Raw genomic sequence first — 13,976 nt, 5'->3', positions numbered from 1 at the left:
TTTGCACTGCCCGGCAGGATGCAGGTAGCTTTCCTGTATCTCCTCCCGGAAGCTCGTCATGGACTCTTTGACCCAAGCCGTACTCGGCGCCGCCCTGCAAGGCAGCGTGCTGGGGCGGATCCAGGGCCGCCGTTCGCTGCTGTACGGCGCCGCCCTGGGCACCTTGCCTGACCTGGACGTGGTGATCCGCTACGCCGATCCGGTGTCGCAGATGACCTATCACCGGGGCTTTTCCCACTCGATCTTCGTCCTGACCGGCTTGGCCCTGTTGCTGGCCTGGCTGGTCGCCTGGCGCTGGCCGAACAAAGGCTACAGCAGGCCCAGGCTATTTATGGCGTTCTGGCTGGTGCTGGTCACTCATCCAATCCTCGACGCATTCACCGTCTACGGCACCCAGCTGTTCTGGCCGCTGCAGCTGACGCCGCAGAGCTGGGCGGCGGTGTTCATCATTGATCCTGTGTATACGGTGCCGCTGCTGCTGGCGGTCGTGTATGCAGCCCTCAAGGGCCTGCAGGGCAGGGCGAGCGCGCTGCTGTCGCTGGCGCTGGTGTTCAGCACCGCCTACCTGGGCTTCGGCCTGGCCGGGCGCATGGCCGCCGAGCAGCGCTTCCATCTGGCCCTGCAGGCACAGGGCATTGCCACCAGCGAGGTGCGCGCGGTGCCCATCGCGTTCAACAGCCTGGTCTGGCGGGTGCTGGCCAAGACCCCGGACGGCGACTACTACGAAGGCATAAGCAGCTGGTTCGACAAGGCGCCCCCCGAGATGCTGCGTCAGTCGCGCAACCTGCAGGCTGGCCAGTTGCTGGCCGGTGAACCGTTGCACGAGCGCCTGCGCTGGTTCACCGGTGACTGGTTGCGCTATGACGTGGTCGGCGATGCATTGGTGGTCACCGACCTGCGCATGGGCATCCCCGGCAACTACACCTTCCGCTTCCAGATGGCCCAGCGCGATGGCGATGGTCAGTGGACGGCCATTGCGCCGCGTGGCTGGATCGGTGGTGGCGCCGCGTCGCTGTTCGATGGCGGGAAACTGTCACTGATCTGGCAGCGGATCCTCGCCCAGCAACCGCCCCTGCCACTGGCGGCCTGGGCCGCGCAGGCCAGCGGCGTCGCCGCCGAGGCCAGGCACTAGCCGGTGCGCTCGGCCGGGCTGGACCTGCTCAAGTGGACGGCGATCGTGACCATGGTCGCCGACCACCTGCGTTACCTGTGGCCCGCCGCCGATGGCCTGTTCGTGCTGGGGCGGCTGGCCTTTCCACTGTTCTGCCTGGCGATCGCGGTCAACGTCGGGCGCAGCCGCGTGGGTGAGCTTTTCACCCCGGCCAATGCCCGCTATCTCGGCTGGATGCTGGTGTTCGCAGTGCTGTCGGAGGCACCGTACCGCTGGCTGGATACCGGCTCGCTCACTTTCAACGTGATCCCGACCCTGGGCCTGGGCCTGTTGGTCGCCTGGGGCGTACGACACCCGCAGCCGCTGGCTCGCGTCTGCGGCATCGCTGCCGCGCTGGTGGCGACGGTGTTCAGTTCAGCGCTGATGTATGGGCTGGCGGGCGTCCTGTTGCCGGGCGCGTTGCTGCTGGCCAGAACCCGAGGTGGGTTGTGCTGGTGCCTGCCGGTCCTGCTGGCGGTGGCTGGCAATCTCAGCAACGGCTGGTTGCGCGAACACCTGCTGGCGCCGATCACCCTGATGGCGCTGGCGGTCGCTGCGCTGGCGGTGCCGGCCGGCATCTGGCTGCTGCGCCAGGATGGCTGGCGCGTGCCGCCCGTGGGCCGTTGGGGGTATGCGTTCTATCCCTTGCACCTGCTGCTGATCCGGTTGCTCCAGGGGCTGGGCTGACTTGCCTTGCAATCCCTGGATCCGCACCCATCTAACAGCCCTTGCCAAACTGGAAACCGCCCATGGAAACCAACCGCTTCGGCGATATCGCCGCCTTCGTCAGCGCCGTGAAGGCCGGCAGTTTCACCGCCGCTGCCGCCAGCCTGGGCCTGACCCGCTCGGCGGTGGGCAAGAGCATCGCCCGCCTGGAGGCGCGCATGGCGGTACGCCTGCTCAACCGCACCACGCGCAAGCTGAGCCTGACCGACGAAGGTCTGGTGGCGTTCGAGCGTTGGCGGCAGATCCTCGACGACCTGGACGAGGTCGAGACCACCATGGCCCAGCGCCGTGCACAGCCTACCGGTACCTTGCGCCTGACCGCGCCGCTGTCGTTTGGCCAGCGTCATGTGCTGCCGCTGCTCGATGCCTACCTCAAGCAGTGGCCCCAACTGCGCGCCGATATCCGTTTCACCGACCGTTTCGTCGATCTGGTCGAGGAGGGTATCGACGTCGCCGTGCGCATCGGGGCGCCGAAAGAAGACTCGCAACTGCTGACCCGCACCGTGGCCTGGCAGCAGTTCGTAACCTGCGCCTCGCCCGACTACCTGGCGCGCCATGGCACGCCGCAGACGCCGGCCGATCTCTACGGTCACGACAAGATCGCCTTTCTGGTCGGTGAGAAGCCCAACCCCTGGCGCTTTCGCACGGATGCGGGGCTGCATCTGTGCGAGGAGCCGGGGCGACTGAACATCGATAGCGCCGAGGCCCTGCTCGAAGGCGCACGGGCCGGGTTCGGGCTGATTCACCTGCCCACCTACATTACTGGTGACGACCTGCGCAGGGGCCAACTGGTAGAAGTGTTGCACGACTACCGGCCACCGGCAGATCCGATCCGCATCGTATACCCGAGCAAGCGGCACCTGTCGCCACGGGTGCGTGGGTTCATCGACCTGCTGGTGGCGCGCTGGGCCGATAGGGTGCCTTGGGAAAACTGACAGGGACATTCCTATATCGCGCGGCTCTGGTCACGCTGAGTTGACGGGCAACCAATAAAAGCGACTGCTCGACGACCTGGCAGAAATGCCAGTGGTGCCGTTTGCTGAGACGTGCGCATGATGCTGCATGTCGGGGCTACTCATTGGCAGTTCCGGCGCAAACAACTTGGACGAAGTATGGCATCAATCATCGAGGGCTCGGATCATGAGCGGACAACAAAGTGGGGTTGTGAAGCGGTACGACGAAAACAAGGGTTTTGGATACATAACACCGGATGACGGTGGGCAGGATCTGTTCGTACACTTCAACGCGTTTAGAAGCAGTGGCTTGAAAACATTGGCAGAAGGCCAGCATGTCAGCTTTGACGTCGAAAATGGACCAAACGGTGCGCTAGCCGTCAATGTGTCTGCTCAGTGAGCCCGACTGAGCAGTGCTTGCCTGGCGCAGGAACCTTCGGTTCAGGTGTTCCTGTCGCCAGGGCAAGTCGAGTTGTCAAGGGGATATTGCCCCTTGGCGCAGGCTAGGCCTGTTGCAGAACCGGATAGTCGGTGTATCCCTCGGGCCCATTGGCGTAATCGAACTGTGCCCGGTGTTCGTTCAGCGGCGCTTTCTGCTTCAGCCGCTGCGTCAGGTCCGGGTTGGCGATGAAGGCCCGGCCAAAGGCCACGGCATCGATCAGCCCGCGTGCCAGCAAATCCTCGGCTTTCTCGACGGTATAGGCCCCGGCCGCCACGATCACGCCGGGGAACGCTGCACGGATGGCTTCGCGGAATTCGTCGCGCAGCGGCTTGCCGCCCGACCAGTCCGGCTCCGACAGGTGCAGGTAGGCCAGGTTGCGCTTGGCCAGCTCGCCGATCAGGTACAGGCTGGCCGCTTCCTGGTCTTCACCGTTGTCCACGCCATTGAAGCCGCCCAGCGGGAAAATGCGGATGCCCACGCGCTCGGCGCTCCATTGGGCGATGGCGGCGTCCACCGCTTCCAGCACGATACGCGCGCGGTTCTCGACGCTGCCACCGTAGCGATCCTCGCGCACGTTGGCGCTGGGGGAGAGGAACTGGTGCAGCAGGTAGCCGTGGGCGGCGTGCAGCTCGATGAAGTCGAAGCCGGCTTCCCGGGCATTGGCGGCGGCCTGGCCGAAGTCGCCGACGATACCGGCGATCTCCGCTTGGTCTAAAGCCCGCGGGGCCGAGGTTTCGACGCGGATCACCTGGCGCGCTTCGTCACGCAGCGAGGTGCGGGTATTGGCAGGCAGCGCCGAAGGCGCCACGGGCGCCGCGCCGTCAGGTTGCAGCGAGGTGTGCGAGACCCTGCCGGTGTGCCACACCTGCACGGCGCTGTGACCGCCGGCGGCATGGATGCCCTCGTTGACCCGGCGCCAGCCGGCGATCTGCTCGGCGGTGTGGATGCCGGGCGAGCCGGAGTAGCCCTTGGCCTGGAAGGAAATCTGCGTGGCCTCGGTGATGATCAGCCCGGCACTGGCGCGCTGGGTGTAGTACTCGGCCATCAGCGGCGTCGGAACATCGCCCGGTTCGCGGCTGCGCAGGCGGGTGAGTGGGGCCATGAAGACCCGGTTGGGCAGGGTCAGGGGGCCAAGCGCGAGAGGTTCGAAGAGTTTCATCGGAGCTCCATCGGAAGGTTGGTTCGATGGTGGCCACGATACCGAGATGATTGGGGAAAGGGGGGACCGGAATACCGGCCTCTGGCTCCCCAATGGGGAACTGAGAGATATGGTTTAGCCGGTGCCATACGCTGCGGCGCTTGCTTCGCGGGTAAACCCGCTCCCACAGGATGGGGCAGGGCGTGAAGCAAGCGCGCTCGTTGTGGGCTGCCGGGTTATCCGCGCGACACGCGCCCGCTGACGAAGTGCGCCACGTCATTGAACCCCGGCGTCGAGGCATGCCCCGGCGTCACCAGCGAGTCGATGAACGCTTCGTCCTCGGCCGTGATCTTGACCTCCAGCGCCCCGGCATAGGTGTCCCACTGCGCCTCGGTGCGTGGCCCGACGATGGCCGAGCTGACCAGGCGGTTGTTCAGCACCCAGGCGATGGCGAACTCGACGATGCCCACCCCCTTGGCCTCGGTGTAGGCGTGGATCTTCTGGGCGATGGCCAGCGACTCCTGGCGCCACTCCACTTCCATGATGCGCTTGTCCTGGCGTCCGGCGCGGCTGCCTTCGTCCGGCGTCGAGCCGGGCGCGTACTTGCCGCTGAGCACGCCACGGGCCAGCGGGCTGAACGGCACCACGCCCAGGCCGTGGTAGGCGGCGGCGGTCAGTTGCTCGGGTTCGGCCTGACGGTTGACGATGTTGTACAGCGGCTGGCTGACCACCGGCTTGGCCACGCCGAGCCGCTCGGCCAGGTTGCAGATCTCGGCGATGCGCCAGCCACGGAAGTTGGACACGCCCCAGTAGCGGATCTTGCCCTGGGCCAGCAGGTCGCCGATGGCGCGCACGGTCTCTTCCAGCGGCACCGTGTGGTCCTCACGGTGCAGGTAGTAGATGTCCAGGTAGTCGCTGCCCAGGCGCGCGAGGCTGGCCTCGAGGGCATTGAACAGGTGCTTGCGCGACAGGCCGCTGCGGTTGGGGACGCCATCCACCGGGCCATAGCCGGCCTTGGAGGCGACGATCCAGTCCTGGCGATTGCGCGCCACCGCCTGGCCGACGATTTCCTCGGAGCGCCCGCCGTTATACACATCGGCGGTGTCGATGAAGTTGATGCCCTGGTCCCAGGCCTTGTCGATGATGCGCAGCGCGTCTTCGCTGCTGGTCTGCTCGCCGAACATCATGCTGCCGAGGGTGAGGGCCGAGACCTGCAGGCCGGATTGACCGAGGGGGCGGTAGATCATTGCAGATAATCCTTTTCTGACACCTGAAGGGAAATAGCCCTCTGTTTTACACAGATCCGCCGTGCATTGAAAGCGCACTCCCAAGCGGTCATGGGTCCGGCCAGGCGTCGATCAGCTCCCGCGCCTCGCGGCTCGACAGTGGCCGTTTCAGGCGCTGCGACAGCACCGCCATGGCCCGTGCGTAACCCTTGGCGATCACCGCCTCGACCTGGTCGTCGATGCATTGCAGGGCAATGAAATCACCGTGCTCCGGCTCCCCCACGTATTCGATGCGGTTCCAGTGCTGGCCATGCCCGAGCACCTCGTAGGTGCGTCCATGCTGGTAGGTCCAGAAGAACGGCACGTCGTCATAGCGACGTCGCTCGCCCAGCATGTTGGCCGCGGCGATCACCCCATGCTGCTCGGCCAGGCGCCAGTGTTCGATGCGTACCGGCCGTCCGGCGAGCGGGAAGGTGGCGACATCGCCGGCTGCCCACAGGCCGTCGGCGGCCTGCAGGTGCGCATCGACGCTGAGCGAACGGTCCTCGGCCAGTGCCAGGCCCTGCACGAAGCCTGTCACCGGCGTGACGCCGATACCCAGCAGCACCAGGGGCGTGACCAGCCGTTCGCCGTTGGCCAGGCGCACGGCCTCGACCCGTTCCTGGCCTTCGAAGGCGGTCACCTCGGTCGGGCCATGGAACACCACCCCCTTGCGTTCATGCAGCGCGCGCAGGCTGCGGCCGATGCGCTCGCCGAACGGCCGGGCCAGCGGGATCTCATGCCGGGTCACCACATGCACTTGCAGGCCGTACTTGTGCAAGGCGCTGGCCGCTTCCAGGCCGATGAAACCATCGCCGACGATCACCACCGGCTGGCCGGGCTCGGCCAGGTCGAGCAGGCGCTCGGCGTCACCCAGCGAGCGCAGCACACAGATGCCCGGCAGCTGCACGCCCGGCAGTTCGGGGCGATTCGGCTTGCCACCGGTGGCGAGCAGGGCAGCGTCGTAGACCAGGCGCTGGCCGTCGGCCAGGACCAGTTCGCGCTTATCGGTGTCCAGTGCGCGGACCTTGCCGTGCAGGCGTTGAACCTGTCCGTGGCGTAGCGTGCCGGGGGCGAGCAGGGGCGGCACTTCGTCCGCTGGCATCTGCCCGGCGATGACGAACTTGCTCAGGGCGGTGCGATCGTAGGCGCTCGGCTGTTCCTGGTCGATCCATAGCAGTTGCCCGCCGAAGCCGTGATCGAGCAAGGTGGTCACGGCGGCCGCGCCTGCGGCTCCTGCGCCGATCACCACGAAGGTACGGGCGTCGTCGTGCCGGGGCGGGCTGGGCTCGGGCAACGGTTGGTCATCGACCCAGACCTGGTCACCCTTCAACTGCACCGTATGGCGTCGCAATCCTTTCAAGGCGGGTGGTTCGCACACCGCCCCCTCGTCCAGCGCGAAAGCGGCCTTGTGCCAAGGGCAGACCAGCAATCCGCCACACACCACCCCTTCGTCCAGTGGCGCGCCTTCATGGGGGCAGTTGCCCTGGTAGGCACGCACCTGGTCGCCATGGCGTACCAGGATGAGCTCTTCGGCGCCGGCCTGGACGCGTAGCGGACGATGTTCATCGAGCTGGGCGAGGGACGCCACGGCATGCAGGGTCATGGGCATTCTCCTGAAGGCTGTGTGGTCATTTGACCCCTGGGGGATACCGAAGGTGCGCCCAACCGACGACCGGACTCACCGCTTACAATCTTTAACACAAAGCTCATATGAGACTAAATTGACTCAAATTAAATGTAAAAGTACTATCCGCGTCGTTTTTAACCAAAGGCTCGGGTGAGTACATGGGCAATTTGCGTGCAATAGGGATGGCCAGTTGGCTGGCGGCGGCCGTGGTACTGGCGGGTTGTGACACGGCGCAGGACCAGCAGGCCGCGGCTGAAACGGCGTTTCCGGTCGAGGCCGTGACTGTGGCCAGCGAACCCCTGGCGCTGGCGTCGACGCTGCCGGGCCGGGTCGAGCCGATGCGGGTGGCGCAGGTGCGCGCCCGGGTGGCGGGCATCGTCCTGCACAAGCGTTTCGAGGAAGGCGCCGACGTCAAGGCCGGCGATGTGCTGTTCCAGATCGACCCGGCACCGTTCAAGGCCGCCCTGGCCCGCGCCGAGGCAGACCTGGCCCGGGCCCAGGCCGTGCAACAGGAAGCCCAGGCGCGGGTCAAGCGCTATGCGCCGCTGGTGAAGATCGAGGCGGTCAGCCAGCAGGACTTCGACAGTGCCACCGCCGAGCAGCGCAGCGCCCAAGCCGCCGTGCGTTCGGCTCAGGCCGACGTGCAGACCGCGCGCCTGAACCTTGGCTACGCCACGGTCACCGCGCCGATCTCCGGCCGTATTGGCCGTGCCCTGGTCACCGAAGGCGCGCTGGTCGGGCAGGGCGACGCCACGCTGATGGCGCGTATCCAGCAACTCGACCCGATCTACGTCGACTTCACCCAGTCCGCCGCCGATGCCCTACGCCTGCGCCAGGCGCTCAAGGACGGCGCCCTGGCCGGTGGCGACGACAAGGCCCTGACTGCTCAGGTGGAGGGCACCGACTACCAGCGCCAGGGCGCGCTGATGTTCACCGATGTCACGGTGGACAGCAGTACCGGCCAGGTCACCCTGCGCGGTCGCTTCGACAACGCCGACGGCATTCTGCTGCCAGGCATGTATGTGCGGGTGCGCACTCCGCAGGGCACCGACCAGCAGGCCATTCTGGTGCCACAGCGCGCGGTGCGGCGCGGCAGCGATGGCGAAGCACAGGTGATGGTGGTCGGCACCGGCAATCTCGCCGAGACGCGCAGCGTGCGCACCGGCGTGATGCACGGTTCGCGCTGGCAGATCGTCGAGGGCTTGCGCGCTGGCGACCAGGTCATCGTCGGCAGTCCGGCCGGCCTGGCCGCGGGCATGCCCGTGGTGCTGGCCCAGGCTCAACAAGCCGCGGCGCGATAAGGCGAGGGTAGCGAGATGTCCAAGTTCTTCATCAATCGGCCGAACTTCGCCTGGGTCGTGGCGCTGTTCATTTCCCTGGCCGGCCTGCTGGTGATCCCGGCGCTGCCGGTGGCCCAGTATCCCAGCGTGGCGCCGCCACAGATTTCCATCAACGCCACCTACCCGGGGGCTTCGGCCAAGGTGATGGTGGAATCGGTGACCAGCATCATCGAGGAGTCGCTCAACGGCGCCAAGGGCTTGCTGTACTACGAGTCCACCAACAACTCCAACGGCGTGGCCGAGGTGATGGTGACCTTCGAGCCGGGCACCGACCCGGACATGGCCCAGGTCGATGTGCAGAACCGCCTGAAGAAGGCCGAGGCGCGCATGCCCCAGGCGGTGCTGACCCAGGGCTTGAAGGTCGAGCAGGCCAGCTCGGGCTTCCTGCTGATCTACGCCCTGACCAGCAAGCAGGGCGACCGTGGCGACACCACGGCGCTGGCTGACTACGCCGCGCGCAACATCAACAACGAACTGCTGCGCGTGCCCGGGGTGGGCAAGCTGCAGTTCTTCGCCTCGGAAGCGGCCATGCGGGTCTGGGTCGATCCGCAGAAACTGGTGGGCTATGGCCTGTCTATCGACGATATCAACGCGGCGATCCGTGGCCAGAACGTCCAGGTGCCGGCCGGCAGCTTCGGCAGCACGCCGGGCGCCAGCGAACAGGAGCTGACCGCGACCCTGGCGGTGCAGGGCACCCTGGAGACCCCCGAAGCCTTCGCCGGCATCGTGCTGCGCGCCAATCCGGACGGCTCCAGCGTGCGCCTGGGCGATGTCGCGCGCATGGCCATCGGCAGCGAGAACTACAACCTGTCGTCGCGCCTGGACGGCCACCCGGCGGTGGCTGGCGCGGTGCAACTGGCACCGGGCGCCAACGCCATCCAGACCGCGACGCAGGTCAAGGAACGCCTCGCCGAGCTGGCGCAGTTCTTCCCGGAAGGTGTCGAGTACTCGGTACCGTACGACACCTCGCGCTTCGTCGACGTGGCCATCGAGAAGGTCATCCACACCCTGCTCGAGGCCATGGTGCTGGTGTTCCTGGTGATGTTCCTGTTCCTGCAGAACATCCGCTACACCCTGATCCCGTCGATCGTGGTGCCGGTGTGCCTGCTGGGCACGCTGATGGTGATGAAGCTGCTCGGCTTCTCGGTGAACATGATGACCATGTTCGGCATGGTGCTGGCCATCGGCATCCTGGTGGACGACGCCATCGTGGTGGTGGAGAACGTCGAGCGGCTGATGGCCGAGGAAGGCCTGTCGCCGGTGGATGCGACCATCAAGGCGATGGGGCAGGTGTCCGGGGCGATCATCGGCATCACCCTGGTGCTGGCGGCGGTGTTCCTGCCGTTGGCGTTCATGTCCGGTTCCGTGGGGGTGATCTACCAGCAGTTCTCGGTGTCGCTGGCGGTGTCGATCCTGTTCTCCGGGTTCCTGGCCCTGACCTTCACCCCGGCGCTGTGCGCCACGCTGCTCAAGCCGGTGCCCCATGGGCACCATGAAAAACGTGGTTTCTTCGGCGTGTTCAACCGGATCTTCGCCCGTGTGACCGAGCGCTACTCGCTGATGAACAGCGCGCTGGTGGCCCGTGCCGGGCGCTGGATGCTGGCCTATGTCGGCATCCTGGTGGTGCTCGGCTATTCCTACCTGCGCCTGCCGGAGGCGTTCGTGCCGTCCGAGGACCTGGGCTACAGCATCGTCGATGTGCAACTGCCGCCAGGCGCCAGCCGGGTGCGCACCGACCACACCGCCGAAGCCCTGGAGCAGTTCCTGATGTCCCGCGAGGCGGTGGCCAGCTCGTTCATCGTCAGCGGCTTCAGCTTCTCGGGCCAGGGCGACAACGCCGCGCTGGCGTTCCCCACCTTCAAGGACTGGTCCCAGCGCGACAAGGCGCAGTCGGCGGAGGCGGAAACCGCCGCGATCAATGCGCAGTTCGCCGCCAACGGCGATGGCACCATCACCGCCGTGATGCCGCCACCGATCGATGGCTTGGGCAACTCAGGTGGTTTCGCCCTGCGCCTGATGGACCGTGGCGGCTTGGGCCGAGAGGCGCTGCTGGCGGCACGCGACCAGTTGCTGGCCCGTGCCAACGGCAACCCGGTGATCCTCTACGCGATGATGGAAGGCCTGGCCGAGGCGCCGCAGCTGCGTGTGCAGATCGACCGCGAGAAAGCTCGCGCCCTGGGGGTGAATTTCGAGGCCATCAACAGCACCCTGGCCACCGCCTTCGGTTCGGCGGTGATCAACGATTTCACCAACGCCGGGCGCCAGCAGCGCGTGGTGGTGCAGGCCGAGCAGGGCGAGCGCATGACCCCGGAAAGCGTGCTGCGCCTGTACGCGCCCAACGCCAATGGCGAGCAGGTGCCGTTCAGCGCCTTCGTCACCACCCGCTGGGAGGAAGGCCCGGTGCAGCTGGTGCGCTACAACGGTTATCCGTCGATCCGCATCGCCGGTGACGCCGCGCCCGGGCACAGCACCGGCCAGGCGATGGCCGAGATGGAGCGCCTGGTCAGCGAGCTGCCGCCGGGCATCGGCTATGCCTGGACCGGTCTTTCCTACCAGGAAAAGGTTTCCAGCGGCCAGGCCGCGGGGCTGTTCGGCCTGGCCATCCTGGTGGTGTTCCTGTTGCTGGTGGCTCTGTACGAAAGCTGGGCGATCCCGCTGACGGTGATGCTGATCGTGCCGATCGGCGCCCTGGGCGCGGTGTGGGCGGTGATGCTCACCGGCATGCCCAACGATGTGTACTTCAAGGTCGGCCTGATCACCATCATCGGCCTGGCGGCGAAGAACGCCATCCTCATCGTCGAGTTCGCCAAGGAACTGTGGGAGAAGGGCCATAGCCTGCGTGACGCCGCCATCGAAGCCGCGCGCCTGCGTTTTCGTCCGATCGTGATGACCTCCATGGCCTTCATCCTCGGCGTGGTGCCCCTGGCCATCGCCAGCGGCGCCGGCGCCGCCAGCCAGCGCGCCATCGGTACCGGGGTGATCGGCGGCATGCTCAGCGCGACCCTGCTGGGCGTGGTGTTCGTGCCGATCTGTTTCGTCTGGGTGCTGTCGCTGCTCAAGCGCAAACCGGCCCCCGTGCAGCATGCTGTCGAGGTGACGAAGTGATGCTCATGCGTACTCTTGCAATCCCGTTCGCGCTGGCTGTCACGTTGGCCGGCTGCTCCCTGGCGCCGACCTATCAGCGCCCCGAGGCGCCGGTGGCGAATGCGTGGGGCGACGCCGCCGGCCATCACGGCAAGGCGCTGGAGCAGCTGGACTGGCAGGCGTTCATCGTCGACCCGACGCTGCGTCAGCTGGTCGACACCGCGCTGGACAACAACCGCTCGCTGCGCCAGACCCTGCTGGATATCGAACAGGCCCGTGCGCAGTATCGCATCCAGCGTGCCGACCGGGTGCCAGGCCTGAATGCCGCTGCCTCGGGCAACCGCCAGCACCTGCCGGCGGGCCTGTCGAGCAACGGTCGCGAAGGCGTGGCCAGCACCTATCAGGAGGGTCTGTCGCTGCCGGAATACGAGGTGGACCTGTTCGGTCGGGTCAAGAACCTGAGCGATGCGGCCCTGCAGCAGTACCTGGCCAGTGAAGAGGCCGGGCGAGCGGCGCGTATCGCCTTGATCGCCGAAGTCAGCCAGGCCTACCTGACGCTGGATGGCGCCGAGCGGCGCCTGGCGTTGACCCGCCAGACCCTGTCCAGCCGCGAGGACTCCCTGTCCCTGGTCGGGCAGCGCCGCGCAGCCGGCACGGCCACGGCGCTGGATCACCAGGAAGCGCTGGGGCTGGTCGAACAGTCGCGCGCCGAGCTCGAAGCCACCGTGCGCCAGCAGCGCCAGGCTTACAACGCCTTGGTCTTGCTGCTGGGCACTGCCGATGCGGCCAAGGCGATTCCGGGCGAGCGTCTGGCCGAGCCGATGGTGCTGCAGGACATTACCCCGGGCGCGCCATCGGCGCTGATCGAACGTCGGCCAGACATTCTTGCCGCCGAACACCGGCTGCGGGCGCGCAACGCCGATATCGGCGCGGCGCGGGCGGCGTTCTTCCCGCGGATCAGCCTGACCGGCAGCTTCGGCACCTCCAGTGCGCAGATGTCCGGGCTTTTCGACGGTGGTTCGCGCAGCTGGAGCTTCATGCCGCAGCTGTCGTTGCCGCTGTTCGACGCCGGGCGGAACAAGGCTGGGCTGAGCCTGGCCGAGGCGCGCAAGGACTCGGCGGTAGCGGCTTATGAAGGGATGATCCAGACGGCCTTCCGCGAAGTCGCCGATGCCTTGGCCGCTACCGACACGCTGCGCCGCGAGGAGGCCGCGCGGCGGGCCCTGGCCGATACCAGCCGGGCGACCGTGGCCCTGGCCAAGGCGCGCTATGAGGGCGGGGTGGACAACCACCTGCGCTACCTGGACGCGCAGCGCAGCAGTTATGTCAACGAAGCGGCCTTCATCGAGGCCAGCACCCAGCGCCAACTGGCCCTGGTCGATCTGTTCCGCGCCCTGGGCGGCGGCTGGCCGGACAAGGGCTGAAAGACTCCTTTGGTTGGGGAATCCAACCGCTTGGCCCCGGGGGATTTTTGCCCCGGGGCTTTTTTATTGGGGGTTTTACACGATCTCTGTAGGAGCGGCCTTGTGTCGCGAAAGGGCTGCAAAGCAGCCCCAGGATCTCGTGGCAAGGCGAATATTGCCGGGGCCGCTACGCGGCCCTTTCGCGACACAAGGCCGCTCCTACAGAGATCGTGGTGTACTACGCCTGACAGGTTAATCCTGCAGCAGATCCGGGCTGTTGAAGTTACTCAAGCGCCCATCGTCCTCGGCACACTCCAGCCCCTGGACACTGGCCTGCAGCAAGGCCTTCTGCAAACTCCGTTCCCCTGCCTGCCAGGCTTGTTCCAGCAGCGGCAACAGCCGCCGCGGCAGCACGCTGAACATCGGCTGCCAGTAGCCGCCCTGGCGGACCATGGCCGCGCTGTCATGACGCACCGCCAACGCCAGCAGATCCTCGATCAGTACCCGGTCGATCCTCGGCGCATCGCAGGCCAGCAGCACCACCCATTCATGCCGCGCCACCTTGAGCCCGCTGATCACCCCGGCCAGCGGGCCGGGGAAATCCGCTTCGGCATCGCCGACGATCTGATCGGCATACGCCGCATAGGCCGCCTGATTGCGGTTGCAGGAAATCACCAAGTCATCGCTGAGCGCCCGCACGGCGCGCTGCACATGGGCCACCAGCGGCTCGCCGCGCCAGGCCACCAGGCCCTTGTCGCGGCCGCCCATGCGCTGGCCACGGCCACCGGCGAGGATGAGGATGGAGCAGGAGGGGAGGGTGGAGGGCATGAAAAAGGGTTCCGGGC

At 66.8% G+C, this 13,976-nt stretch carries 11 protein-coding genes; 7 read left to right on the top strand and 4 right to left on the bottom strand.

Going from position 1 to position 13,976, the window contains the following annotated elements; all coding sequences use genetic code 11:
- The first annotated feature begins 58 nt into the window (after positions 1 to 58).
- From ACYUME_RS14835 to ACYUME_RS14820, 4 genes are all read left to right on the top strand, one after another.
- Positions 59 to 1,132: a metal-dependent hydrolase gene (locus ACYUME_RS14835; RefSeq protein ID WP_460415402.1), complete on the top strand. Its 1,074-nt coding sequence runs from the start codon at positions 59 to 61 to the stop codon at positions 1,130 to 1,132.
- A 3-nt stretch (positions 1,133 to 1,135) separates the two neighbouring features.
- The gene (locus ACYUME_RS14830; protein ID WP_460415400.1) at positions 1,136 to 1,837 is read left to right on the top strand and encodes a TraX family protein; all 702 of its coding nucleotides are present in this window, start codon (positions 1,136 to 1,138) and stop codon (positions 1,835 to 1,837) included.
- 62 nt (positions 1,838 to 1,899) lie between these two features.
- Positions 1,900 to 2,811 carry a LysR family transcriptional regulator gene (locus ACYUME_RS14825; RefSeq protein ID WP_460415398.1) on the top strand — a complete coding sequence of 304 codons (912 nt, stop codon included), beginning with the start codon at positions 1,900 to 1,902 and terminating at the stop codon, positions 2,809 to 2,811.
- 205 nt (positions 2,812 to 3,016) lie between these two features.
- On the top strand, positions 3,017 to 3,229 hold the full coding sequence (locus ACYUME_RS14820; protein WP_460415397.1) for a cold-shock protein: 213 nt from the start codon (positions 3,017 to 3,019) through the stop codon (positions 3,227 to 3,229).
- Between the two features lie 103 nt (positions 3,230 to 3,332).
- On the opposite strand, the gene nemA is transcribed toward ACYUME_RS14820, so the two are convergent.
- From nemA to ACYUME_RS14805, 3 genes are all read right to left on the bottom strand, one after another.
- The gene (gene nemA, locus ACYUME_RS14815; protein WP_460415395.1) at positions 3,333 to 4,430 is read right to left on the bottom strand and encodes an N-ethylmaleimide reductase; all 1,098 of its coding nucleotides are present in this window, start codon (positions 4,428 to 4,430) and stop codon (positions 3,333 to 3,335) included.
- A 215-nt stretch (positions 4,431 to 4,645) separates the two neighbouring features.
- Positions 4,646 to 5,656: an aldo/keto reductase gene (locus tag ACYUME_RS14810; protein ID WP_460415394.1), complete on the bottom strand. Its 1,011-nt coding sequence runs from the start codon at positions 5,654 to 5,656 to the stop codon at positions 4,646 to 4,648.
- 88 nt (positions 5,657 to 5,744) lie between these two features.
- Complete coding sequence (locus ACYUME_RS14805) at positions 5,745 to 7,280, bottom strand: FAD-dependent oxidoreductase (RefSeq protein WP_460415392.1); 1,536 nt, start codon at positions 7,278 to 7,280, stop codon at positions 5,745 to 5,747.
- A 182-nt stretch (positions 7,281 to 7,462) separates the two neighbouring features.
- Here ACYUME_RS14805 and ACYUME_RS14800 point away from each other — a divergent pair, with 182 nt between their 5' ends.
- Genes ACYUME_RS14800 through ACYUME_RS14790 form a run of 3 tightly spaced genes read left to right on the top strand, consistent with a single transcriptional unit; the run spans position 7,463 to position 13,152 of the window.
- Positions 7,463 to 8,605 (top strand): MexC family multidrug efflux RND transporter periplasmic adaptor subunit, encoded by a 1,143-nt coding sequence (locus tag ACYUME_RS14800; protein ID WP_460415390.1) that lies wholly within the window; start codon positions 7,463 to 7,465, stop codon positions 8,603 to 8,605.
- A gap of 15 nt (positions 8,606 to 8,620) precedes the next feature.
- Complete coding sequence (locus ACYUME_RS14795; protein WP_460415389.1) at positions 8,621 to 11,749, top strand: multidrug efflux RND transporter permease subunit; 3,129 nt, start codon at positions 8,621 to 8,623, stop codon at positions 11,747 to 11,749.
- Positions 11,749 to 13,152, top strand: coding sequence for an efflux transporter outer membrane subunit (locus ACYUME_RS14790; RefSeq protein WP_460415387.1), 1,404 nt, complete (start codon positions 11,749 to 11,751; stop codon positions 13,150 to 13,152). The genes ACYUME_RS14795 and ACYUME_RS14790 overlap by 1 nt, the downstream gene beginning before the upstream one ends.
- A 231-nt stretch (positions 13,153 to 13,383) precedes the next feature.
- On the opposite strand, the gene mobA is transcribed toward ACYUME_RS14790, so the two are convergent.
- Complete coding sequence (gene mobA, locus ACYUME_RS14785; protein WP_460415386.1) at positions 13,384 to 13,959, bottom strand: molybdenum cofactor guanylyltransferase MobA; 576 nt, start codon at positions 13,957 to 13,959, stop codon at positions 13,384 to 13,386.
- Between the last annotated feature and the right edge of the window lie 17 nt (positions 13,960 to 13,976).

Source organism: Pseudomonas sp. microsymbiont 2 (genome assembly GCF_054788395.1).
This window is presented reverse-complemented; position numbering and strand designations above follow the sequence as displayed.